Annotated in this window: 22 protein-coding genes; 11 read left to right on the forward strand and 11 right to left on the reverse strand. The window is 68.8% G+C overall.

Translation table 11 applies throughout. The features are described 5' to 3' along the window. Positions 1–47: 47 nt before the first annotated feature. The gene (locus AKH00_RS02225) at positions 48–641 is read left to right on the forward strand and encodes a histidine phosphatase family protein (RefSeq protein WP_050721072.1); all 594 of its coding nucleotides are present in this window, start codon (positions 48–50) and stop codon (positions 639–641) included. Here AKH00_RS02225 and trmD read toward each other — a convergent pair. The 4 genes from trmD to rpsP are packed head-to-tail and all read right to left on the reverse strand — an operon-like array spanning position 638 to position 2,641. Beyond that, the gene (gene trmD / locus AKH00_RS02230; RefSeq protein ID WP_050721073.1) at positions 638–1,342 is read right to left on the reverse strand and encodes a tRNA (guanosine(37)-N1)-methyltransferase TrmD; all 705 of its coding nucleotides are present in this window, start codon (positions 1,340–1,342) and stop codon (positions 638–640) included. The genes AKH00_RS02225 and trmD overlap by 4 nt on opposite strands. Positions 1,343–1,361: 19 nt before the next feature. Further along, complete coding sequence (gene rimM, locus AKH00_RS02235; RefSeq protein WP_050721074.1) at positions 1,362–1,964, reverse strand: ribosome maturation factor RimM; 603 nt, start codon at positions 1,962–1,964, stop codon at positions 1,362–1,364. 2 nt (positions 1,965–1,966) lie between these two features. Then, positions 1,967–2,197, reverse strand: a complete 231-nt coding sequence (locus AKH00_RS02240; protein WP_050721075.1) for an RNA-binding protein — start codon at positions 2,195–2,197, stop codon at positions 1,967–1,969. A 6-nt stretch (positions 2,198–2,203) separates the two neighbouring features. Further along, positions 2,204–2,641: a 30S ribosomal protein S16 gene (rpsP, locus tag AKH00_RS02245; RefSeq protein WP_050721076.1), complete on the reverse strand. Its 438-nt coding sequence runs from the start codon at positions 2,639–2,641 to the stop codon at positions 2,204–2,206. Positions 2,642–2,848: 207 nt separating this feature from the next. Here rpsP and AKH00_RS02250 point away from each other — a divergent pair, with 207 nt between their 5' ends. Further along, the gene (locus AKH00_RS02250) at positions 2,849–4,000 is read left to right on the forward strand and encodes a glutamate--cysteine ligase (protein WP_050721077.1); all 1,152 of its coding nucleotides are present in this window, start codon (positions 2,849–2,851) and stop codon (positions 3,998–4,000) included. Positions 4,001–4,022: 22 nt separating this feature from the next. Here AKH00_RS02250 and AKH00_RS02255 read toward each other — a convergent pair whose 3' ends face one another. After that, positions 4,023–4,994 carry a sugar-binding transcriptional regulator gene (locus AKH00_RS02255; protein WP_050721078.1) on the reverse strand — a complete coding sequence of 324 codons (972 nt, stop codon included), beginning with the start codon at positions 4,992–4,994 and terminating at the stop codon, positions 4,023–4,025. 102 nt (positions 4,995–5,096) lie between these two features. Here AKH00_RS02255 and AKH00_RS02260 point away from each other — a divergent pair, with 102 nt between their 5' ends. The 3 genes from AKH00_RS02260 to glpK all read left to right on the forward strand — a co-directional run bounded on the left by AKH00_RS02260 (position 5,097) and on the right by glpK (position 9,215). After that, complete coding sequence (locus AKH00_RS02260; protein WP_050721079.1) at positions 5,097–6,806, forward strand: glycerol-3-phosphate dehydrogenase/oxidase; 1,710 nt, start codon at positions 5,097–5,099, stop codon at positions 6,804–6,806. A gap of 93 nt (positions 6,807–6,899) precedes the next feature. Next, positions 6,900–7,661 carry an MIP/aquaporin family protein gene (locus tag AKH00_RS02265; RefSeq protein ID WP_050721080.1) on the forward strand — a complete coding sequence of 254 codons (762 nt, stop codon included), beginning with the start codon at positions 6,900–6,902 and terminating at the stop codon, positions 7,659–7,661. Positions 7,662–7,700: 39 nt separating this feature from the next. Further along, entirely contained in the window at positions 7,701–9,215 is a 1,515-nt protein-coding gene (gene glpK, locus AKH00_RS02270; protein ID WP_050721081.1) for a glycerol kinase GlpK, read from the forward strand. A 75-nt stretch (positions 9,216–9,290) separates the two neighbouring features. Here the strand turns inward: glpK and AKH00_RS02275 are convergent, their stop codons facing one another. Continuing rightward, entirely contained in the window at positions 9,291–10,175 is an 885-nt protein-coding gene (locus AKH00_RS02275; protein WP_050721082.1) for a LysR substrate-binding domain-containing protein, read from the reverse strand. Positions 10,176–10,253: 78 nt separating this feature from the next. Between AKH00_RS02275 and AKH00_RS02280 the strand changes: the two genes are divergently transcribed. Continuing rightward, positions 10,254–11,165 carry an EamA family transporter gene (locus AKH00_RS02280; protein ID WP_050721083.1) on the forward strand — a complete coding sequence of 304 codons (912 nt, stop codon included), beginning with the start codon at positions 10,254–10,256 and terminating at the stop codon, positions 11,163–11,165. A 6-nt stretch (positions 11,166–11,171) separates the two neighbouring features. Here the strand turns inward: AKH00_RS02280 and ffh are convergent, their stop codons facing one another. Both ffh and AKH00_RS02290 read right to left on the reverse strand, forming a co-directional pair. Further along, complete coding sequence (gene ffh, locus AKH00_RS02285) at positions 11,172–12,731, reverse strand: signal recognition particle protein (protein WP_050721084.1); 1,560 nt, start codon at positions 12,729–12,731, stop codon at positions 11,172–11,174. A 41-nt stretch (positions 12,732–12,772) separates the two neighbouring features. Next, the gene (locus AKH00_RS02290; RefSeq protein WP_050721999.1) at positions 12,773–13,357 is read right to left on the reverse strand and encodes a TetR/AcrR family transcriptional regulator; all 585 of its coding nucleotides are present in this window, start codon (positions 13,355–13,357) and stop codon (positions 12,773–12,775) included. Positions 13,358–13,430: 73 nt separating this feature from the next. On the opposite strand from AKH00_RS02290, the gene lipB reads away from it, so the two are divergent. Both lipB and lipA read left to right on the forward strand, forming a co-directional pair. After that, positions 13,431–14,132: a lipoyl(octanoyl) transferase LipB gene (gene lipB / locus AKH00_RS02295; protein WP_268768101.1), complete on the forward strand. Its 702-nt coding sequence runs from the start codon at positions 13,431–13,433 to the stop codon at positions 14,130–14,132. After that, a complete protein-coding gene (gene lipA, locus AKH00_RS02300; protein WP_050721086.1) occupies positions 14,129–15,121 on the forward strand; it encodes a lipoyl synthase in 993 nt (330 codons plus the stop codon). Before lipB ends, lipA begins: the two co-directional genes overlap by 4 nt. A gap of 107 nt (positions 15,122–15,228) precedes the next feature. Here lipA and AKH00_RS02305 read toward each other — a convergent pair whose 3' ends face one another. The 3 genes from AKH00_RS02305 to smc are packed head-to-tail and all read right to left on the reverse strand — an operon-like array spanning position 15,229 to position 20,249. Then, positions 15,229–15,729, reverse strand: coding sequence for a DUF2004 domain-containing protein (locus tag AKH00_RS02305; protein ID WP_050721087.1), 501 nt, complete (start codon positions 15,727–15,729; stop codon positions 15,229–15,231). A 54-nt stretch (positions 15,730–15,783) separates the two neighbouring features. Beyond that, on the reverse strand, positions 15,784–16,656 hold the full coding sequence (ftsY, locus tag AKH00_RS02310; RefSeq protein WP_050721088.1) for a signal recognition particle-docking protein FtsY: 873 nt from the start codon (positions 16,654–16,656) through the stop codon (positions 15,784–15,786). Positions 16,657–16,703: 47 nt separating this feature from the next. Then, positions 16,704–20,249, reverse strand: coding sequence for a chromosome segregation protein SMC (gene smc / locus AKH00_RS02315; protein WP_050721089.1), 3,546 nt, complete (start codon positions 20,247–20,249; stop codon positions 16,704–16,706). A gap of 573 nt (positions 20,250–20,822) precedes the next feature. Here smc and AKH00_RS02320 point away from each other — a divergent pair. From AKH00_RS02320 to AKH00_RS02330, 3 genes are read left to right on the forward strand one after another with little or no spacing between them, the layout of a single operon-like run. Then, complete coding sequence (locus AKH00_RS02320; protein ID WP_050721090.1) at positions 20,823–21,104, forward strand: hypothetical protein; 282 nt, start codon at positions 20,823–20,825, stop codon at positions 21,102–21,104. Between the two features lie 12 nt (positions 21,105–21,116). Further along, positions 21,117–22,205, forward strand: coding sequence for a GNAT family N-acetyltransferase (locus AKH00_RS02325; RefSeq protein ID WP_050721091.1), 1,089 nt, complete (start codon positions 21,117–21,119; stop codon positions 22,203–22,205). Next, a complete protein-coding gene (locus tag AKH00_RS02330) occupies positions 22,202–23,281 on the forward strand; it encodes a GNAT family N-acetyltransferase (protein ID WP_050721092.1) in 1,080 nt (359 codons plus the stop codon). The genes AKH00_RS02325 and AKH00_RS02330 overlap by 4 nt, the downstream gene beginning before the upstream one ends. The last annotated feature ends 32 nt before the right edge of the window (positions 23,282–23,313 follow it).

Consider the following 23,313-nt stretch of genomic DNA (forward strand, 5'->3'; position numbering starts at 1 on the left):
ACGCTAGCAGCCGCGGTCCCACCGACCGGCTGTGCCATCCTGGACGCATGATCCCGCAGGACCGTCACGTACCGGAGCATCTGTTCCTGGTGCGTCACGGCCAGACCGACTGGAACCTCGAGCATCGGATGCACGGCCAGCTGGACTCGCCGCTCACCGCGGAGGGGCTCCGCCAGGCCGAGAGGATGGCGGAGCTGCTGTCGGACCGAGGAGTCGCGACCGTGTGCTCGAGCCCACTCGGTCGCGCGCTGCGCACCGCCGTCGTCATCGCCGAGCGGACGGGGGCCGACCTCGTCGAGGTACCCGAGCTCGCGGAGATCCACCACGGCGACCTGGCCGGCCTCACGTGGGAGGAGGCGGACGAGAGATTCCCCACGGCCCGCGCCGACCGTGCGGAGAACCGTTACGGGTGGGCGTTCCCCGGTGGGGAGAGCTACGCGCAGGCACGCGCGCGGGCTCGTCGCGCCCTGACGGCGTGCGGATGGGCATCGACCGGCACCCCGGTGCTCGTGAGCCACGAGATGATCGGGAGGATGCTGCGCGCCGAGCTGCGCGGGCTCGACGCCCCGACCGCGCTCGGCCTCCGGCATCCCCACGGTGTGGTGTTCGAGATCGAAGGCAGGAGCGAGCGGATGCTCTAGTCGTCGGTCTCCGCGAGCAGGTCAGGTCGGCGGGTCCGCGTGCGCTCTATCTGCTGCTCACGACGCCATGACGCGATGGCCGCGTGGTTGCCGCTGAGAAGCACATCGGGCACCGCGCGCTCGCGCCACGCCGACGGCTTCGTGTAGGAGGGGTACTCCAGCAGCCCGTCCTCGTGCGACTCCTCGACGAGGCTCTCCGGGTTGCCGACGACGCCGGGGATCAGACGGCCGATGGCCTCGATCATCGCCATGGACGCGACCTCTCCTCCGTTGAGCACATAGTCGCCGAGGCTGAGCAGTCTCACCTCTCCGAGGTCGGCAGCGTACTCGAACACCCGCTCGTCGATGCCCTCGTAACGGCCGCAACCGAAGACCAGGTGCTCGCGCGTGCTCAGATCGCGCGCTGTCGCCTGAGTGAACACCTCACCGGCGGGCGAGGGGAAGATGATGGTCGGCCGATCGGACACGGGCGCGCGCGTGACCAGGTCGTCCAGCGCCGCGCCCCAGGGCTCGGGCTTCATGACCATGCCGGCACCGCCGCCGTAGGGTGTGTCGTCGACCGTTCGATGGCGGTCGTGCGTCCAGTCGCGCAGGTCGTGCACGGCCAGGTCGAGGATGCCGGTGCTGCGCGCCTTCCCCAGCAGGGAGAGCGTCAGGCCGTCGAAGTACGACGGGAAGATCGAGACGACGTCGATGCGCACGGGAGAACCGTACCCGAGGTCACTCGGAGGCGTCGGAGTCCGTGGACTCCCCCGCGCCCTCGGTACTGTCGGTGTCGGGGAGCTCCTCGAAGAGCCCGGCCGGCGGTGTGACGATGACACGCCCGGCGCTGACGTCGACGGTGGGGACGATGGCTTCGACGAACGGAACCATGACCTCCTGCTCGCCTGCCTTCACGATGAGGAGGTCCTGTGCGGGCATGTGCTCGACGCGCGCGACGCGGCCGATCACGACGTCGTCGCGGACGACGTCGAGTCCCACGAGCTGGTGGTCGAACCAGGCGTTGTCCTCGACCTCGTCGGCGTCCTGGTCGATCCAGAGGATCGCGCGCACGAGTCCCTCGGCAGCCGAGCGGTCGTCGACGTCGTCGAGGAAGACGACGGGGTTGCCGTTCATGACGCGATACTCGCGCACCGTCACGGTCTTGCCGTGCCACGGAGACGCCTCGGGCACCTGAAGCGTGAACTCGGCACCCGGCACGAAGCGTCGCTCGGGGTTGTCGGTGTACAGCTCGAGCTTCAGTGCGCCCTTGAGGCCGTGGGCCTTGACGAGACGCCCGACGCGGAGCTGGTTCTTGCCCTGGTTCTTGTCCTTCGGCACCACGGTCAGTCGTCCGCGACGTCGACGCGGACGCGACGGCCATCAGCCAGGGCGGTGATGAGCGTGCGCAGTGCCTTGGCGGTGCGGCCGCCGCGCCCGATCACGCGTCCACGATCGTCGGGGTGCACACGCACCTCGAGAAGGTCGCCTCGCGGCGAGGTGGAGGCGTTGATACGCACATCCTCCGGGTGATCGACGATCCCCTTGACGATGTGTTCGAGCGCGGCGGCGAGCACAGCAGATTACTCGGAGTCGGCGGCGGGAGCCTCAGCGGCCTCCGCGTCGGCCTCGGCGGCGGGAGCCTCCGCAGCGGGAGTCTCTTCCTTCTTCTCCGCCTTGGGCTTGATGACCGACTTCTTGGAGGAGTCGGCCTCGAAGGCCGTCTTCTCCTCGGCGACCTTGAGGGTGGACTTCGCGTCCTTGTCGCCCTTGAAGGTGCCCCAGTCGCCCGTGATCTTGAGAAGCGCGGTGACCTGCTCGGTCGGCTGCGCACCGACGGACAGCCAGTACTGCGCACGCTCGGAGTCGACCTCGATGAACGAGGGCTCCTCGGTGGGGTGGTACTTGCCGATCTCCTCGATCACACGACCGTCGCGCTTGGTGCGCGAGTCGGCGACGACGATGCGGTAGTACGGCGCGCGGATCTTGCCCAGGCGCTTGAGACGAATCTTGACAGCCACGATTCTCCTGAATTGTGTGGAAAGTGACGAACCGGTCGCCTGGAGAGTGGGGTGCACTCCCGGCGGAAGCTCAAAGGGAGGACTCGTGCTGGATAGAGGGTCGAGCACGTCGTCCGACCCTCTATTCTGCCAGATCCACGCGCCAGGAGCGAAACGCGGCGACACGGGCCTTGCCGTGTCGCCGACGCTGCGTGTCAGACTGAGCGCGTGCCCCTCGAGTTCGCGTCCTCCGTACGCTCCACCGTCGGCCTGGAATGGGAGATCATGCTCGCCGATCCGGCGACCGGCGATCTCGTGGGCCGCGCCCCCGAGCTGCTGTCCGCGCTGGAGGCCGAGAGCGCCGATGAGCGCCACACGGTGACCGGCGAGCTCCTCACCAACACGATCGAGGTGACCAGCGGCATCGGCGACTCCGTGGCGCACGCCGTCGACGACATCGCGAACGCGATCTCCGCTGTCCGCAGCGCCACCGATCCCGCCGGGATCGAGCTGCTCTCCGCCGGGAGCCACCCCTTCGCGCAGTGGTTCGACCAGGAGGTCACCGACAAGACGCGGTACCACACGCTCATCGAGCGCACCCAGTGGTGGGGTCGCAACATGATGATCTGGGGAATCCATGTGCACATCGGCGTGGAGGACAAGCGCAAGGTCATCCCGATCATCAACGCGCTCGCGGCATACCTCCCGCATCTTCAGGCGCTGTCGGCGTCGAGTCCGTTCTGGGCGGGTGAGCGCACCGGGTACGCCTCCAATCGCGCACTCGTGTTCCAGCAGCTTCCGACGGCAGGTCTCCCCTGGCAGCTCGCCGACTGGTCGGAGTACGAGTCCTATCTCGACGACATGGTGCGCACAGGGGTCATGGCGGACGCGACGGAGGTGCGGTGGGACATCCGTCCCGCTCCTCGCTGGGGGACGATCGAGGTCCGTGCCTGCGACGGGCTCTCGACCCTTCCCGAGCTGGCCGCCGTCGCCGCGCTCGTCCAGGTCCTGGTGGAGCATCTCTCGCGCGAGCTCGACGAGGGACGCGCTCTTCCGACTCTGCCCTCGTGGTATCACCGCGAGAACAAGTGGCGCGCCGCTCGCTACGGCCTCGACGCCCGCGTGATCGTCGATGCCGCCGGCACGCAGCGTCCTGTGCGCGACCACGTCGCGGAGATACTGGAGGAACTCGCGCCGCTCGCCGTGGAACTCGGCTGCGTGCGGGAGTTCGGCAGCATAGACACGATCCTCACGGACGGCGCGAGCTACGAACGGCAGCTGACGATCGCGAACGCCACCGGCGGGAACCTGCAGGCGGTCGTGCAGCACCTGATCCGCGAGTTCCGCTCCGGTCCCGAAGCCTCGACCGACATCCCCTGAGCCGCGCGCACCGTCGAGGCCCCTAGTCCTCGACGAGCCGTCGTGCGAGCCCCTCGTCGAGCACGACGTCGGTGACGAGGTCGGCGGCGATCGCGGCGCGCAGGCTCACCAGCTTGGGGATGCCGGAGACCACGCATACGCGTCGGGGAACACGCCGCAGCCTGTCGAGCCCAGGACCGGTAGCCCGTGCGTTCACCCTGATGTCCCGCCAGGAGCCGTCGGCGCGGAAGAACACGGTCGCGACATCGCCGATCGCGTGGTCCTCCCGAAGGCTCCGGTAGTCGTCTCGTCCCAGGTACCCGCCGACATAGACCCGACTGGGCACCTCCGCAGCGGGCGATCCGAGGCTGAACACGGCGATGTCCATCTTGGCCTGCAGGTCGAGTACCCGTCGCGTGCTGCGCTCGCGCCACATCGCCTCACGGGTCGAGGGATCGTCGAAGAAGGCCGGGACCGGGAACTGCTGCACCTGTGCGCCGAACGCGCTGCCGAATCGCTGGAGGATGTCGCTGGAGTACTCGACGCCGCTCGTCTGCGTGTTGCCTGCGCCGTTGAGCTGCACGAAGGTCGTGTTGTGCGTCTCCTTCTGCGTGAGACCGCGGCTGACCGCGCTGATGGTCGACCCCCAGGCGACGCCCACGATCATGTTGGAGTCGACGAACTGCGAGAGCAGACGGCCGGCGGTGAGCGCCACGCGCTCGAGCCTCTCGACCTCGCTGACGATCTCCGGTGTCGGCACGACGTGCGCCACGACCCGATGCCGATCACGGATCCTCTGCTCCAGCATCCCGAGCCGCTCGAGCGGAGAGTTGATGCGGATGTCGACGAGACCGCTCTCGCGAGCGAAGCTCAACAGCCGGGAGACCGAGGAGCGCGACGTCTTCAGCTCCTGGGCGATGACCTCCATCGTCTTGTCCTGCATGTAGTACAACTGTGCGGCGGTGAGCGCCGCGATCAGCTTGGAATCGCGGGATCCCGCATCCGACTGGGCCATCTGGTCCTCCTCGACCTCGATCCTTGCACATATGTGCAGTGGACTTGCGCGTGCGGATACATCGGGTCGATGCTGGGGGCACGCACAGAAGAGAGGTCGAAGATGATCGAGTCGACACACTCGTCACCGGAGCGCGCAGAGGTCCGCGCCGTACGAGAGAACGGACGCACGAGCGTCCTCATCATCGGAGCGGGGATCAACGGCATCTCGACGTTCCGGGACCTGGCCCTGCAGGGTGTGGACGTCGTCCTCGTCGAGCGCGGCGACTTCGCCTCCGGGGCGTCCGCCGCGTCGAGCCACATGATCCACGGCGGCATCCGGTACCTGGAGAACGGCGAGTTCCGCCTCGTCCGCGAGTCCGTCGAGGAGCGCAACGGCCTCCTCAAGATCGCACCGCACTACGTCAAGCCGCTGCAGACGACGATCCCGATCTACTCCACGTTCTCGGGCATCCTCTCGGCGCCCCTCCGCTTCCTGACGCACAAGAGCGGCAAGCCGCAGGAGCGCGGCGCCTTCCTCATCAAGATCGGCCTCACGATCTACGACACGTTCTCGCGCGACGGCGGCACGGTCCCCCGCCACCGCTTCCTCGGACGCAAGAAGTCGCTCGCCGAGCTCCCCCACCTCGACCCGAACATCAAGTACACCGCGACGTACTACGACGCATCGATGCACGATCCCGAGCGCCTCGCGCTCGACGTGCTGCAGGACGGCCGCGCGGCACACCCCGGCGCGGTCGCGCTGAACTACGTCGAGGCGATCTCCCGCGACGGCGACAAGGTCCTGCTCCGCGACCGCGAGAGCGGCACCGAGTTCGCGGTCACCGCAGACGTCGTCGTCAACGCCTCAGGCCCCTGGACCGACCTCACGAACGACGCGCTCGGCACCGACACGCACTTCATGGGCGGCACCAAGGGATCGCACATCGTGCTCGATCACCCGGAGCTCCTCGAGGCGACGCGTGGACGCGAGATCTTCTTCGAGCACTCCGACGGCCGCATCGTGCTGATCTACCCGCTCAAGGGCCGGGTGCTCGTCGGCACCACCGACATCGACGCCGACCCGCGCGAGGTCCCGGTCTGCACGGAAGAGGAGATCGACTACTTCTTCGATCTCATCCACCACGTGTTCCCGCAGATCGCGGTGACGCGCGAGCAGATCGTCTACAACTTCTCCGGCATCCGCCCGCTCCCCCGCCACGAGGACACGGCTCCCGGATTCGTGTCGCGGGACTACCGCGTCGAGGTCGACCGGAAGGGCGCCGTACCGCTCGTCAGCCTCGTCGGCGGCAAGTGGACCACGTTCCGCGCGCTCGGCGAGTCTCTGTCCGACACCGTGCTCGGACTGATCGGACGCACGCGGACGGTCTCCACCGCAGGTCGGGCGATCGGCGGCGGACGGGACTTCCCCCGCACCGAGAAGGCGCGTCGTATCTGGATCCAGGAGAACCTGCCCGGCGCCGGGGATCGGTCCGAGAAGCTGCTCGCCCGCTACGGCACCCGCGCCGCCCAGGTGTGGGAATACATCGAGCAGGGTGCGGACGCCCCGCTCGCAGGCGGCGATCTCTCGACCCGCGAGCTGGAGTGGATGGTGAAGAACGAACTCGTCGCCCGCCTCCAGGACGTGATCCTGCGCCGCACGAGCATCGCCTTCACCGGAAATGCCGATGCCGAGGTGCTCGAAGAGGTTGCGGACGCCCTCGCCCCGCTGCTCGAATGGGACCGGGAGCGGCACGACGCCGAGCTCGAACAGACCCGTCTGCTGCTGAACGAACGACACGGACTCGAGATCCCGTCCCGCGCCCGCGGCTGACGAGAGCTCCGAAGCGCCGCCCTCCTCGCGGCGTAACTCCCATAACGTGCCGGGGCTGAGGGGCCCCGGCACACAAGAAAGGTCAATGAAGACATGACTGAAGTGAATCTCGGTCTCTACTTCCTCTCGGAGTTCGTCGGCACGGCGATGCTGATCCTCCTCGGATGCGGAGTCGTGGCGAACGTCGCCCTGGCCAAGAACAAGGGCTACGGCGGCGGCTTCCTGATGGTCAACTGGGGATGGGGTCTCGCGGTCTTCGTGGGTGTCCTCGCCTCCGCCTACTCCGGAGCGATCCTGAACCCGGCCGTCGGCATCGGACTCCTGATCGGCGGGAAGATCGGCTTCGCGCAGTTCGCGGTCGCGACCGCCGCCGAGCTCCTCGGTGCGATCGTCGGTGCCATCCTCACGTGGCTCGCGTACAAGCAGCACTTCGACGAGGAGCCCGAGCCCGCCAACAAGCTCGGCGTCTTCTCGACGGGCCCCGCGATCCGCTCCTACGGCTGGAACCTCGTGACCGAGGTCATCGGCACTTTCGTGCTCGTTTTCGCGGTGTTCGCGTTCGCCGACTACGGCGTCGCCGACATCGGCGTCCCCGGAGGCCTCGGACCGCTCAGTGCTCTGCCCGTCGCCCTCGTCGTGGTCGCGATCGGCGCGTCGCTCGGTGGCCCCACCGGGTACGCGATCAACCCTGCCCGCGACCTCGGCCCTCGCATCGCGCACGCGATCCTGCCGATCAAGGGCAAGGGTTCGAGCGACTGGTCGTACTCGTGGGTGCCCGTCGTGGGCCCGCTCATCGGTGGCGCCCTCGCCGCCCTCGCCGCGCCGGTCCTCCTGGGCCTCGCCGCCGCCGCCTGACCCTGATCGCCCGCAGATCGATTCAAAGGAGAACACACAATGGCTGACTACATCATCGCGATCGACCAGGGGACGACGTCGAGCCGCGCGATCATCTTCGACAAGAAGGGCAGCATCGTCGCGACCGGCCAGAAGGAGCACGAGCAGATCCTGCCGAAGGCCGGCTGGGTCGAGCACGACGCGTCCGAGATCTGGCGCAACGTGCAGGAGGTGATCGGCCTCGCATTGAGCCGCGCCGACCTCACCCGGCACGACATCGCAGCCGTGGGCATCACGAACCAGCGCGAGACCGCCGTGGTCTGGGACAAGAACACCGGCAAGCCCGTGTACAACGCGATCGTGTGGCAGGACACGCGCACGCAGGAGATCGTCGACCGCCTCGCGGGCGACGAGGGTGTCGACCGTTTCAAGTCGATCGTCGGCCTCCCGCTGGCCACGTACTTCTCCGGGACCAAGATCACCTGGATCCTCGAGAACGTCGACGGCGCCCGCGAGAAGGCCGAGGCCGGCGACCTGCTGTTCGGCACGACCGACAGCTGGGTGCTCTGGAACCTCACCGGCGGGGTCGAGGGCGGCGTCCACGCGACCGACGTCACGAACGCTTCGCGCACGATGTTCATGGACCTCGAGACGCTCGAGTGGCGCGACGACATCCTCGAGGCTTTCGGCGTGCCGCGCTCGATGATGCCGGAGATCCGCTCCTCCTCCGAGGTCTACGGCGCAGCGGAGAGCTCCTCTCTGCTGCGTGAGACGCCGATCGCCGGCATCCTCGGCGACCAGCAGGCGGCGACCTTCGGCCAGGCGGCCTTCGACAAGGGCGAGAGCAAGAACACGTACGGAACCGGTTGCTTCCTCATCTTCAACACGGGCGAGGAGATCGTCCGCTCGAAGAACGGGCTGCTCACGACGGTCGGGTACAAGCTGGGCGACCAGCCGACCCACTACGCGCTCGAGGGATCGATCGCCGTGACGGGATCGCTGATCCAGTGGCTGCGCGATCAGCTCGGCATCATCTCCTCCGCTCCCGAGGTCGAGAAGCTCGCCGAGCAGGTCGAGGACAACGGTGGCGTATACATCGTCCCCGCGTTCTCCGGGCTGTTCGCACCGTACTGGCGTCCGGACGCCCGCGGCGCGATCGTCGGCCTCACCCGCTACGCGAACAAGAACCACATCGCGCGGGCAGCGCTCGAGGCGGTCGCGTTCCAGACCCGCGACGTCCTCGACGCGGTCAACGCGGATGCCGGAGTGGACCTGTCCGAGCTCAAGGTCGACGGCGGCATGGTCGCGAACGACGCGCTCATGCAGTTCCAGGCCGATGTGCTCGGCGTGCCGGTCGTTCGTCCGGTCGTCGCCGAGACCACCGCGCTCGGCGCCGCGTATGCCGCAGGTCTCGCAGTCGGATTCTGGAGCGGTCTCGACGACCTTTCCGCCAACTGGCAGGAGGACAAGCGTTGGGAGCCGTCGATGGACGAGGGCGAGCGCGACCGCCAGCTGCGCCTGTGGCGCAAGGCCGTCACGAAGTCGATGGACTGGGTCGACGAAGACGTGAAGTGATCTCAGGATGCTGAGGGGCGGGCTCGGAGGAATTCCTCCGAGCCCGCTCTCCTGTTGATGCGATCACGAGCCCTCTCACCGTCGGGTGGGGCGACCCTCCAGGACCTCGAGGAACGCGCGAGCAGCGCTCCGCGGAGCGGACTCCTCCCACGCCACATGCTCGCTGCGGGCGGGCCCGTCCTGCACCTCTACGGCAACGACCTGCTCCCGTGACCGTCTGACGACGCCCGGGGCCAGGAGGGTCACGGCAAGACCTGCGGCGACGAGGTCGAGCATGAGGTCGACCTCGTCGACCTCGAAGGCGACGTCGCGCTCAAGGCCCGCGGAAGCGAACGCGGTGTCGCTCTGCGCACGTCCCGATGTCCCGGCGGGGAAGTCGGCGAAGGTCTCTGCCGCGAGGTCCGCGAGAGAGACCGCGACAGACGCCGCCCGCAGATGACCGGCAGGCAGCACGGCCACGAGCCGCTCGGTCACGAGAATGCGGGACCCCACGCCCTCGGGAACAGACCCTTCGCGAAGTCCGAGCAGAGCGACGTCCAGATCTCCTGCGCGGATCGCCCCGATCAGCGCGTCGCTGTTGCCCACCCGCAACTCGACGCGCGACCGGGGGTGCGCTTCGCGATACGCACGCAGCGTCGCGGGGACGTCGACCGCGGTGACCGTCGGGATGACCCCGAGACGCAGCGCCCCCACCACCTCTCCTGCAACTGCCGCTGCGTGCTCGACAGCCTGTCGGGCGGCCAGGACCGAGGCGCGCGCGTGCGGCAGGAACGCCTCCCCCACTTCCGTCAGCCGCACGCTCCGGCTCGACCTCGCGAAGAGCCTCTGTCCGATCTCGCGCTCGAGCGCGGCGATCTGGTGGCTGAGCGCGGATTGCGTCACGAAGCACCGTTCTGCGGCACGCGTGAAGCTCGACGTGTCAGCGACGGCGACGACGTATCTCAACTGCTGGAGGTCCATGGAACCATGATCATGTTTCATGGCTGAGGTGACAACCATGCGTTGGACTCATGAGCGGATCGGCGGGACCCTGAATGCATGAACAGGCTGACGCTTCTCCTCCTCACGGCCGTCGCTCCGGTGTCCTGGGGCACGACCTACCTCGTCACGACCGAGCTCCTGCCGGTCGGCCACCCTCTGCTCGCCGGGCTCCTCCGTTCGCTTCCCGCCGGACTCCTGGCGCTCGCGATCGGACGCACCCTGCCGACAGGGTGGTGGTGGCTCAAGGCACTGGTGCTCGGCATCCTCAACATCGGCGCGTTCTTCCCGCTGCTCTTCCTCGCCGCCGAGCGGCTTCCGGGCGGCGTCGCCGCGGCGGTGGCCGGCGCGCAGCCGCTCATCGTCCTGGCACTCGGCACACTCGTGCTCCGCGATCGCATCCGACCCGCCAGCGCGATCGCCGCCCTCGCCGGAGCCGCCGGCGTCGCGATGGTCGTGCTCGGTCCGGAGGCGAAGCTCGACGGCTGGGGCATCCTGGCCGCGCTCGGCGGCGTGAGTTCGACGGGACTCGGTATCATCCTCACGAAGCGCTGGGGGCGCCCCACCGGGGTGGGGCCCGTCGCATACGCCGGCTGGCAGCTCACCGCCGGAGGCCTGTTCCTGCTCCCACTCACGATCACGCTCGAAGGATTCCCCTCGCACCTCGACGGTGGAGCGGTTCTCGGCTACCTGTGGCTGGGTACGGTCGGCGGTCTCATCGCCTACACGCTATGGTTCCGTGGCATCCAGCAGCTGCCGGTGATCGCGCCGGGCCTGCTCGCGCTGCTCTCACCGGTCGTCGCGACAGTCCTCGGCGCGACGATCGCGGGCGAGTCGTTCAGCGGCGCGCAGGCGGTGGGGATCGGGATCGTGCTCGTCGCCCTCATCGGAGGGCAGATCGCAGCACGGCCACGACGGGGATCGATCCCGATCGAGCCCGCGCTCGAAGACGCGGTGTCGACCAGGAGGTGAGTCGCCTCAGCCCTTGCCGAAGAGCTTCTGGATCTCGGCGAGATCCGCCTCGGTTGGGGTCTTCGCTCCACCGCCCAGACCGAACCCGGAGCCGGTCGGAGTCGATGCCGGCGCGATGCCCGCGTTCTCGGCCGCACGCTTCGCGGGGTTGCCGGACCGGGAGCCCGACGCCTTGCCCTTGCCCTTCTTGCCACGCTTCGACGACGCCCCCGGACGGCCCATGCCGGGCACGGGTCCCATCCCGGGGATGTTCGGCGTCCCGCCGCGCGCGACGGTCTTCATCATCTTGGCGGCCTGGTCGAAGCGCTGCACCAGCTGGTTGACATCGGTGACCGTCATGCCCGAGCCCTTGGCGATGCGCAGGCGACGCGATCCGTTGAGCACCTTCGGGTTACGGCGCTCGCCGGGCGTCATCGACCGGATGATCGCCTCGGTGCGGTCGATCTCGCGCTCGTCGAAGTCCTCGAGCTGCTGCTTCATCTGACCCATGCCCGGGAGCATCCCGAGCATCTTCTTCATCGAGCCCATCTTCTTCATCTGCTGAAGCTGGTCGAGGAAGTCCTCGAGAGTGAACTGCTCGGTCGCGAGTTTCTCCGCCATCTTGGCGGCTTCCTCCTCGTCGAAGGCCTGCTGGGCCTGCTCGATGAGGGTGAGGATGTCGCCGAGGTCGAGGATCCGGCTCGCCATGCGGTCGGGGTGGAACGGCTCGAGATCCTCGAGGCGCTCGCCGGTCGACGCGAAGATGATCGGACGCCCGGTGACCGAGGCGACCGACAGGGCAGCGCCACCACGTGCGTCGCCGTCGAGCTTCGACAGCACGACACCCGTGAAGTCGACGCCCTCTTGGAAGGCCTTGGCCGTGTTGACGGCGTCCTGACCGATCATGGCGTCGATCACGAAGAGAACCTCGTCGGGGTCGACCGCCTTGCGGATGTCGGCGGCCTGCTTCATCAGCTCGGCGTCGACGCCGAGACGACCGGCGGTGTCGATGATGACCACGTCGTGCTGCTGACGGCGTGCGTGCTCGACGCCGTCACGCGAGACCTTGACGGGATCCCCGACGCCGTTGCCGGGCTCGGGTGCGTAGATCGTGGCCCCGGCCTGCTCAGCGACGACCTGGAGCTGGTTCACGGCGTTGGGGCGCTGGAGGTCAGCGGCGACGAGGAGCGGCGTGTGCCCCTCCCCTTCGAGCTGCTTCGCGAGCTTGCCCGCGAACGTCGTCTTGCCCGAGCCCTGGAGGCCCGCGAGCATGATGACGGTGGGGGCAGTCTTGGCGAACTGCAGACGACGCTGCTCGCCGCCGAGGATCTGGATGAGCTCCTCGTTGACGATCTGCACGACCTGCTGGGCCGGGTTGAGTGCCTTGTTGACCTCGTCGCCCAGCGCGCGCTCGCGGACCTTCGCGGTGAAGTCCTTGACGACCGCGAGCGCCACGTCGGCGTCGAGAAGCGCACGGCGAATCTCGCGGACGGTGCCGTCGACGTCGGCCGCAGTGAGCTTTCCCTTCGTGCGCAGATTGCGGAAGGTCTCAGTGAGCCGATCGGAGAGCGTGCCAAACGTAGCCATGGTGCTACCGATTCTAGCCGAGCGCTCTGCGCCGTTCCGCGTCAGCCCCAGCGGAGGTCGTCGAGGTTCTGCAGGGCGTCGCCGAGCGCGGTCTCGGGTGCCGAGTAGCCGGCGCCCTGTTCGGCCCAGACCCGCAGGGACGACAGGACGGCGGCGGCGTGCGCAGCCCCCAGGATCTCGGCGCGGATCATCGACAGTCCGGAGGCGGATGCTGCGGACGCGACGATCGACGCGAGCCGGGCCAGCCGCAGGGCGGTGTCGCGCGTGAGCTCTTCGTCCAGCCCCATCGCGGCACGGTTCCGAAGCGCGAGCGCAAGCGGGTCGGGTGCGAAGCCGTGCAGCGCGCCCGTGAGGACGGCGCGTACCGACGCGGCATCCGCGTCTGCGCCGAGCGCACCGAGCGCTGTGCCGACCTCGTCGATGCGGGCGTCCAGTCCCGACCACAGCACGTCGCTCTTGGAGGAGAAGTAGTTGAAGAAGCTCGAGCGACTCACACCGGCGCGCTGGGTGATATCGGCGACCGAGGTCGCGTCGTACCCCCGTTCCAGGAACAGCTCGCATGCGGCCTCGGCGAGCGTCTCTCGGGACGACGCCTTGGGGCGGCCGGCGCGACTCGTGCTGGTCATGAGGACACGGTACCGCGCAGCTTCGGCGGACGATGCCACCTCCACGTTCGAGGAGTATTGTTAGACGCGATCCATTTATCGGAACGCATCCTCTCGAACAGTCCTCACAAGGGAGTGCAGCATGCTCGACATCGTCACGGCCGGACTCGCCCCGGCCTACGTCCCCTACACGGAGGGCTGGGACATGCAACGCCGAGTCCACGCCGAGGTCGTCGCCGGCACCCGCCCCGACACCCTCCTCCTGCTCGAGCACGAGGCCGTGTACACCGCGGGCAAGCGCACCGAGGCGCACGAGCGCCCCCACGACGGCACGCCGGTCGTCGACGTCGACCGCGGAGGCAAGATCACGTGGCACGGACCGGGCCAGCTCGTCGGCTACCCCATCGTCCGGCTCTCCGAGCCCATGGATGTCGTCGCGCACGTGCGGCGGCTCGAGAGCATCCTCATCGACGTCCTGCGTCCGTTCGGCGTCGACGGCTATCGGGTCGAGGGCCGGAGCGGCGTCTGGGTACGTCGGCCCCTGTCGGAAGACAAGGTCGCCGCGATCGGTGTGCGTGTGCAGCAGGGCGTGACCATGCACGGCTTCGCGATCAACTGCGACAACACTCTCGCGGGATTCCGCGGCATCATCCCGTGCGGCATCACCGACGCCGGTGTGACCACCGTGAGCGAGATCACCGGCCGGACCGTCTCCCCCACCGACATCGTGGATGCCGTCTCAGCGGCATTCACCGCTTCGTATTCCACCGCCGACCTCGCAGGAGCCTCCGCATGACCGCCGCCGCACCCGAGGGCCGCAAGCTCCTCCGCCTCGAGATCCGCAACTCCGAGACGCCGATCGAGCGCAAGCCGGAGTGGATCAGGACCAAGGCCAAGATGGGCCCGGAGTACACGGCGCTGCAGTCGCTCGTGAAGACCGAGGACCTGCACACGGTGTGCCAGGAGGCCGGCTGCCCGAACATCTTCGAATGCTGGGAGGACCGCGAGGCGACCTTCCTGATCGGCGGATCGCAGTGCACGCGGCGCTGCGATTTCTGCCAGATCGACACCGGCAAGCCCGACGCCTATGACACCGACGAGCCCCGCCGCGTGGCCGAGAGCGTGCAGCGGATGGGCCTCCGCTACGCCACCGTCACGAGCGTCGCGCGCGACGACCTCCCCGACACGGGGGCCTGGCTGAATGCCGAGACCGTGCGGCGCATCCACGCGCTCAACCCGAACACGGGCGTCGAGCTGCTCGCGAACGAGCACAACGCCGACCCCGCCTTCCTCGGGCAGATCTTCGAGGCGCGTCCCGAGGTGTTCGCGCACAACGTCGAGACCGTCCCGCGGATCTTCAAGCGGATTCGCCCCGCCTTCAAGTACGAGCGCTCTCTGAACGTCATCGAGCAGGGGCGTGACGCCGGGCTCATCACGAAGTCGAACCTCATCCTCGGCATGGGCGAGGAGCCCGAAGAGGTCGTGCAGGCGCTGAACGACCTGCACGAGGCGGGATGCGACATCATCACGATCACGCAGTACCTGCGGCCGTCACCGCGGCACCTGCCTGTGGCGCGATGGGTCAAGCCGGCCGAGTTCGTCGAGTTCAAGGAGGAGGCGGAGCGGATCGGCTTCCTCGGCGTGCTCGCCGGCCCCCTCGTGCGCTCCTCCTACCGTGCGGGTCGCCTGTGGGCGCAGTCGATGACCTCGAAGGGGCGGGAGATCCCCGCGCACCTCGCGCACATCGCCGAGGGCGCCGACCTGGGCTTCGCTCAGGCCGTCTGACCGGGTAGGGCCGTTGGGAGGTAGGCGACGACGCCGGCGTAGGACGATGCGCCGGGTAACGGCCTACCTCGGCGAGAGCGCCTACGCCCGCGACCGGAAATGTGACGTCAGTCGGCGCTCATGACCGAGAGCACCGCGCCGTCGGAGCCGAGGTTCACGAGCAGGACGTCGTCGGTCGTGTCGGCGTCGAGAGCGTACTCCAGGACCGCGAAGGGCTCGGAGCCGCCGTGCTCGTCGGCGAGGATCGTCATGCTCATGAGGCGCAGCGAGCGGATGATGTCGACCGCAGCGTCTCCGCTCACGTCGACCAGCACGTCCTCGATCTCGTCGCCGTAGGCCTCCTGCTGCTGCAGGATGTACTCGGTCACCTCGCTCGTGCGATCGTCGACCTCCGACAGCATGCTGCGTCGCGCGGTTCCGTCGACCGTCTCCAGTCCGGCGATGAGCGAGGCGGCGATGTCGAGCGCGTCCGCGGACACGTCGTCCTGATCGGGCGCAGTGAGATCGACGGTCACGCTCTGATCGCCGAGCTCCACGGTCTCCGACCAGAAGATCGAGCCGTCAGGACCCGATGACAGCAGTCCGAAGTAGTCGTGTTCGATCGCCATACCGATATGAAACCAGCCCGCTGGTCGCGGCGGTAGTCCTGTCCTCGCGTGTCGTCAGCCGACCAGCGACTGGACGAACACGTGCGGCGTGAAGCCGCTGAGGTCATCGATGCCCTCGCCCTGGCCGAGGAGCTTCACGGGGATGCCGGTGCGTTCCTGCACCGCGAGCACGAATCCGCCCTTCGCTGAGCCGTCGAGCTTCGTCAGCACGAGCCCCGTCACGCCCGCGTGCTGCAGGAAGGCCTCGGCCTGCATCACGCCGTTCTGCCCGGTCGTCGCGTCCAGCACGAGCAGCACCTCGCTGATCGGCGCCTGCTTCTCGACGACGCGTCGGATCTTGGTGAGCTCGTCCATCAGACCGCCCTTGGTGTGCAGCCGGCCGGCGGTGTCGATGATCGCGATCTCGATGCCTTCCCGCTGCGCGAACTCGATGGTCTGGTAGGCGACGGATGCCGGGTCCTGACCCTCCTGCTGCGGGCGGACGATCGCCGCTCCCCCACGCTGCGCCCAGGTGGCGAGCTGGTCGACTGCGGCCGCACGGAAGGTGTCGGCCGCACCCACCACGACGCTGCGCTGGTAGCCGCGCAGGAACTTCGTAAACTTGCCGATCGTGGTCGTCTTGCCGACCCCGTTGACGCCGACGACGAGCACCACGGCGGGACGCTCTGTGAGCTTCAGGGTCGTGTCGAACTTCGCGAAGTGCTCCTCGAGCGTCTCGCGCAGCATCCGCTGGAGATCCTTCGGGTCGGTCGTGCGGTAGCGCTCGACCTTCGCGCGCAGCTCGTCGACGATGCGCTCACTGATGTCGGGACCGAAGTCCGCCGTGATGAGCGCGGTCTCGAGGTCCTCCCATGTCGTCTCGTCGATCGTGGGCTTGACGAACATGCCGCGCAGCGCGCGACCGAGGGACCAGGACTTCTCCGCCATGACTCCAGCCTATCCGCGGTCGCCTTGAGAGAGCGGCCGACGCGACGTCAGACCGCGGCCGCCGCCCGGTCGCCCACGCGCTGCCCGACGACCGCCGAGACCCCGTCCTGCCGCATGGACACACCGTAGAGGGCGTCGGCGATCTCCATGGTGCGCTTCTGGTGCGTGATGACGAGCAATTGCGAGCTCTCCCGCAGCTGCTCGAACACCGTGAGAAGCCGCCCGAGGTTGGCATCGTCGAGAGCGGCTTCCACCTCGTCGAGGATGTAGAAGGGGCTCGGGCGGGCCTTGAAGATCGCGACCAGCAGCGCCACGGCCGCGAGGGATCGCTCGCCGCCCGAGAGCAGTGAGAGCCTCTCGATCTTCTTTCCGACCGGACGCACCGAGACCTCGATGCCTGTCGTCAGCATGTTGTCGGGATCCGTCAGCGAGATGCTTCCCGAGCCGCCCGGGAACAGCAGGGGGAAGACCTCGCCGAAGGCCTCCTTGGTATCCTCGAACGCGCTCGCGAAGATCGTCTGCATGCGCTCGTCGAGGTCGCCGATGATCGTCAGCAGATCCTGCCGCGTCTGGGTCAGATCGGCGAGCTGCTCCGTCAGGAATGCGTGGCGCTGCTCGAGCGCCGCGAACTCCTCGAGCGCGAGCGGGTTGACGCGACCGAGCTGTGCGAGCTTGCGCTCCGCCTCCGAGAGGCGGCGTTGCTGGATGCGGCGGTCGAACGGGATCGCGGTGTCATCGAGCAGCTCACCGTCGGCCGGCCCCGCTCCGGGATCACGGGGTACGAGCTGCTCCGGGCCGTATTCCGCAACGAGAATATCTTCGTCGAGAGCCAGTTCCGAGGCGACCCTCTCGAGCAGGCTGCCGAGGTGCAGCTTCTTCTCGTGGATCTGCAGCTCCAGGCCGTGCACGCTCTCCGTGAGCCCCGCGAGGCGCTCCCGGAGCGACGTCTCCTGGGCACGGAGACCCGTGAGCTCCTCGTTCTGCGCCGACCTCGCGGCTTCCGCCCCGGCCAGAGCGAGTCGCGCCTCGCTCACCGAGCGGTCCAGCGAATCGAGGATGCGCGGGAGCTCGTCGGCGACTCCGGATGCCGCCTCGCGCTGAGCCCGACGGATCACCGCACGACGTGCCGCCTCGGCGGCCGCATCGCGCTCCTGCTCGCGTTGCCGCTCGAGTCCGGCGACCCGTGCCTGCGCCGCTCGGACGCGCTCACGGAGCGTCTCGATCTCGAGTCGCGCCCTGACCTCGCCCTCGCGAGCGAGTTCGAGCGCCTCGAGCAGACCATCCCGCGCCGAAGCATCCAGCACCGGCCGCGGTGCGGACACCGCGTCGTCGAGCTCGGCCTTCGCGGACTCCGCCGTCCGCTCGGCATCTTCCACGGCGGCCTGCGCCTGCGCGAGGCCGGATTCCAGACGCTCGCACTCGGCGACCGCCGACTCGTGCGTCACGGTGATGCGGTTGACCTGCTCGGCGTGGCTCGCGAGTGCGGCGTCATGCTCACGGAGCGCGCGCAGCGCGTCCTTGGCGTGGCGACGAGTCGACTCGACGGTCTCATCAGCGTCGATCCGCGCTTCGCGCAGCGAGTCGACGATGACCTGCACCTCGGCCATCCGGTCGGTGGCGGCATCGCGTTCGGCCGCGAGTTCGAGGCGCGATCGCTCGCCGCCCGTTCCGGTGCGCAGGGTCTGCGCCGTGACGACCTCGCCGGTCGCGGTCACGATCGTGGTCGTCGTGTCGCCCGCGAGGTCGAGTGTCTCCCGAGCCGTCCGCGCGGCTTCGATGTCATCCGCGATCATCACGTGCGAGAGGATGCCGAGGACGCCGTCCGGCGCGGTCACGGTGTCGATCGCGCGGGTGACCCCGGCGATCTGCGGGAGATCGACGGAGGGACGCAGCGCGTCCGCGACGACGAAGTCGACCACTCCCCTGCGGTGCTCACCCGCCTGGACGGCGAGGGCGAACGCATCCGCCGCTGTGTCGACGAGCACGCCCTCCGCGAGGGGCCCGAGCACCGCGGCGATCGCGGCCTCGAACCCGGCACGCACCTGGACGGCATCCCCCACCAGGCCTCGGATGCCGGACCCGCCGGCCTTCACGATCTCTGCGGCGCCGCCGGAGACGGCCAGCGCGCTGCTGAGAGCCGCGGCCTTCGCCGTGAGGGCGTCCACCTCGCGCTCGGCCGCGTGCAGACGCTCCCGCAGAGTCTCTCGCTCGGCTTCGGCCGCCGTGGCCGCGCGCTGCGCGCTCTCGTACGCGGCGGAGTGCTCCGCGGCGGTGCCTTCGGGCGCTTCAGCGCCGTCGATGGATTCCAGAGCCTCCGCGGCTTCGCGGCGTCGCGCGTGTGCGGCCTCGAGTGCGTTCTCCTGGCGCAGCACCGCTCCGCGCACAGCGGCGAGGGCGGATGCCGCCGCGTCCGCCGTGCCACGCAGCGCGGTCAGGCGCATGTCGTACTGCGAGACCAGAGCGCTCTGCTCGGCGATGTCGACGTCGAGCGTGTCGAGCTCTGCGCGGGCGGCGACGACCTCGCGACTCGCCGATGCCGCGGCATCCTGCGCGTCACCGAGCCCCGCGGAGATCTCCGTGATCTCGTCCTTGGCCTCGTCGATCGTGGCCTGAGTCACGGTCACCGCGGTGACGGCGGCGTCGTCGTCCTCCGATCCGAGGAGAGCGAGTCGCTGGTTGGCGAGCGTGTAGAGCCCGCGCATCCGCTCCTGCACCTGTTCGAGGCCGAATGCGATCCCCCGCGCCTGGTCGACCGCGACCGAGTTCTGGTCCTGTTCGAGTCGGGTGATGCTCGCCCTCACGGCCTCGGCCTGATCCGACAGCACCAGGCGCTCGGTGTGGCGCTCATGCTCGGTGCGCGTGTGGTCCGCGAGGGCCGTGCGGAGTGCGACGACGTCGTCGGCGAAGATGCGCGCCTTCGCGTCGCGCACCACGGCGGCGATGGTCTGCGCCTCCCTCGCGATCTCGGCCTGCCGCCCCAGGGGCTTGAGCTGCCGGCGGATCTCTCCGGCCAGGTCACTCAGGCGAGTGAGGTTCGTCTCCATCGCGTCGAGCTTGCGAAGGGTCTTCTCCTTGCGCCGACGGTGCTTGAGGATGCCGGCCGCCTCCTCGATGAAGCCGCGACGATCTTCGGGCGACGCCTGGAGGACGGTATCGAGACGCCCCTGCCCGACGATCACGTGCATCTCACGGCCGAGGCCGGAGTCGCTCAGCAGCTCCTGCACGTCGAGCAGACGGCAGGACTCGCCGTTGATCGCGTACTCGCTCGACCCGTTGCGGAACAGCGTGCGGCTGATCGTGACCTCGGCGTACTCGATCGGCAGCGCTCCGTCGCTGTTGTCGATCGTGAGCTGCACCTCGGCACGCCCCAACGGGCCTCGCGTCGACGTGCCCGCGAAGATCACATCCTCCATCTTGCCGCCGCGGAGCGTCTTGGCCCCCTGCTCGCCCATGACCCAGGCGAGTGCGTCGACCACGTTCGACTTGCCCGATCCGTTGGGGCCGACGATGCACGTGACCCCCGGTTCGAACACGAAGCTCGTCGGCTGCGCGAAGGACTTGAACCCCTTGAGGGTCAGGCTCTTCAGATGCATGCGCGTACCGCGCTTCCCGGCTGGATCACGCCCTCACGCTACCGGAATCCCGCGCCAGGACCGGCATCCCGCGCGGTTCGACGGTGAACGACACAGGGATGCGACACGCCGGACACGCCCGGGATGCTTGACGTCGGCTGTGAGCCTTCGCTACCGTGAACCTCCGGATCGCCACACGAAAGGAGGTTACCGATGATGATCACTCAGCTGAACGCACAGGCCACAGGCCTCGCCGCGCCCTTTGCGCCGCGCCTTGCGCACTCGGTAACCGCCGGCGTCCGTCGTAGCTCTCTGTCGTAGATCAGAACGCGTGACGGCTCAGCCGCATCGTTCGTCCGCAGAGCAGCCTCCGGAGGACTCCGCCCGTCATCGGGCATCGTCCTCAGCGCGTCTTCGCGCCCCCTCCCGCTGATCCGTCTTCGGATCACGGTTGCCGCCGACCCGGCGTCCGCATCCTCGCGGTCCGGGACCGGCCCGTCCGCACCGGTCGACCGACGACGAAGCGTCGTCCGTCCGCGCATCGGTGCCGACGCAGTCTCGCCTCATCACCACCATTCACCGAAGGACACCATCGTGAACACCACGCTGTACCGCAGCACCACCCACCCGCCGGATACCGAGGACCAGCTGGTCCTGCACATCCCCGACCACGACGAACTGCAGCGCCTCGCGCTCGCCGATCGTCTCTCCCTCCGGATCGGCCTCTGGCTGCTCCAGAGGGCTCAGCATCCGCGACGGATCCGCCGCATCGCGACGGCCCGAACCGCAGAGCTGATCGATCTCGACCGTCGGACGCGCTCCGCCGCCGAGACCACCGCACTGCTCACGTTCGACCTGCAGCGTCAGCTGCGCTGACCGGAGGCCGTCATGAGCATCGGACTCACCGCCGAGGCGACGCTGCATCCGCTCGTGCTCCCCGCACGGGCGGATGCGGCGGACGCCGACGAGTTCCGCGAACTCGCCCGCATCCGCAACCTCGTGTACCGCGAGATCACCGGTCGCGAGGAGCAGGACCTCACTCACGAAGCGCTGCTGCCGCTTCTCCGCTCCCGCGAGGAGCGCACCACTCGCGTCTGGGCGGTCCGCGTCGGTGACGAGACCGTCGGCCGCGCCGTGGTCGACATCCCCCACGAGGAGGGCTCGCGGGTCGCGATCGCGACGGTGGAACTGCGCCCGCGGGTCTGGGGCCGCGGGATCGGCAGCGCGATCCTCCCGCACATCGAGGCCTTCGCCCGCGACCACGGTCGTACCGTCATCCAGAACTGGACGGAGCAGCAGCAGGGCGACGGTGACCGGCTGACAGCGCGCACGGGCATCGGAAGCGTTCCCGACGACCACGTCGCCCGCTTCCTCACCCGGCACGGATTCGTGCTCGAGCAGGTGTATCGCATCAGCAGTCTGCCGCGGACCGCGGAGTCTCACGAGCGGGCGCAGCAGCTGCTCGCGAAGGCGCAGGAGGCGTCGACCGGCTACCGGGTGCTGCAATGGGAGATCCCCACGCCCGCCGAACACGTCGACGGGTTCGCGTGGCTGAAGTCGCGGATGTCGACGGACGCCCCCTCGGCCGGCCTCGACGCCGACGAGGAGGCATGGGACGCCGACCGTCTGATCCGCAGCGAGCAGAGGATCGTCGAGATGTCGCAGAGACTGCTCGTGACGGCGGCCCAGCACGTGGACACGGGCGAGCTGGCCGGCTTCACCGAGCTGGGCATCGGCCCCGATCTCTCGGCGACGACGCACCAGCACGACACCCTCGTGCTCCGCGAGCACCGCGGACACCGGATCGGGCAGCTCGTGAAGTGCGCGGCGCTGCTCCGCTGGTCGGACGTCGCGCCGGAGTCGCCGTCGATCATCACCTACAACGCCGAGGAGAACCGACCCATGCTCGCCATCAACGAAGCCCTCGGCTTCACCGCCATCGCCTACGAAGGCGCCTGGAGAAAGGACCTCACATGAGCACGATGGCTCTCACCATCACACCGCTGCTCGTCCCTGCATCGCTCGACGACCAGGAGGCCGCGGACTTCCGGGCCTTCGGGGCGTTGAACCGGCAGATCTGCGACGAGGAGACCGGGCTGCCCGACCTCGCGCCGGATGCCGAGCAGATGCTGCCCGCGTGGCAGGAGAACACCGACGCACTGAGCCTGGGCTTCGTCGCGCGCATCGGCACGGAGATCGTCGGGATGCTCGCGATGGACTTCGCCCAGGAGGCCGAGGCCCGTGCCGCGGAGATCGACCTCCTCGTGCCCGAGTCGTCAGCGGGGCTCGGCGTCGAGGATGCGCTTCTCGAACTCGCCGAGCGCGAGGCGCAGGCCCGCGGCCGCACCCTCGTGCAGATGTGGACGCTGCACCGGCCGATCGAGACAGACCGCATGATCACCCCGCGCACCGGATGGGGGCGCATCCCCGCCACCCGCCTGTCGGAGGCGCTCGAGCGCCACGGCTACGTGTGCGAGCAGGTCGAGCGCAACAGCGAGCTGGACCTGCGCGCCGACCCGACTCTGCTCGTCGCGGCGTTGGCCGAGGCTGAGCAGCATGCGGGACCCGACTACCGCACCGTGCACTGGATGGCGCCGACCCCACCCGAGTACCGGGACGGTTACGCGGCGATCCTCGCCCGCCTGTCGACCGACGCCCCCAGTGGCGACATGGAGTTCGTCGCCGAGGAGTGGGATGCCGAGCGGGTCGTCCGCCGCGATGTGCGCAACACCTCCGCTGGCCAGGCGTTCTCGGTCGTCGCCGTGCAGCACGTCCCCTCGGGCGCGCTCGTCGCCTACAACGAGCTGCTGATCGGCGCAGACCGGTCAGGCGTCACGCACCAGTTCGGCACGCTCGTGGCGCGCGAGCACCGCGGGCACCGCCTCGGCACGATCGTGAAATGCGCGAACCTGCTGCGCTGGCGAGAGCTCATGCCGGAGTCGGCAGTGGTGTCGACGTTCAACGCGGAGGAGAACCGTCCGATGTTGAGCATCAACGAGGCACTCGGATTCGTGCCGGTGTCGTACGCGGGGGCGTGGCAGAAGCGGCTCTGAGGATCATCCGCGCGGAGTACGCGTCGGCTGGT

Origin of the sequence: Microbacterium sp. GCS4 (assembly GCF_001262495.1) — a bacterium.
Lineage (GTDB): Bacteria > Actinomycetota > Actinomycetes > Actinomycetales > Microbacteriaceae > Microbacterium.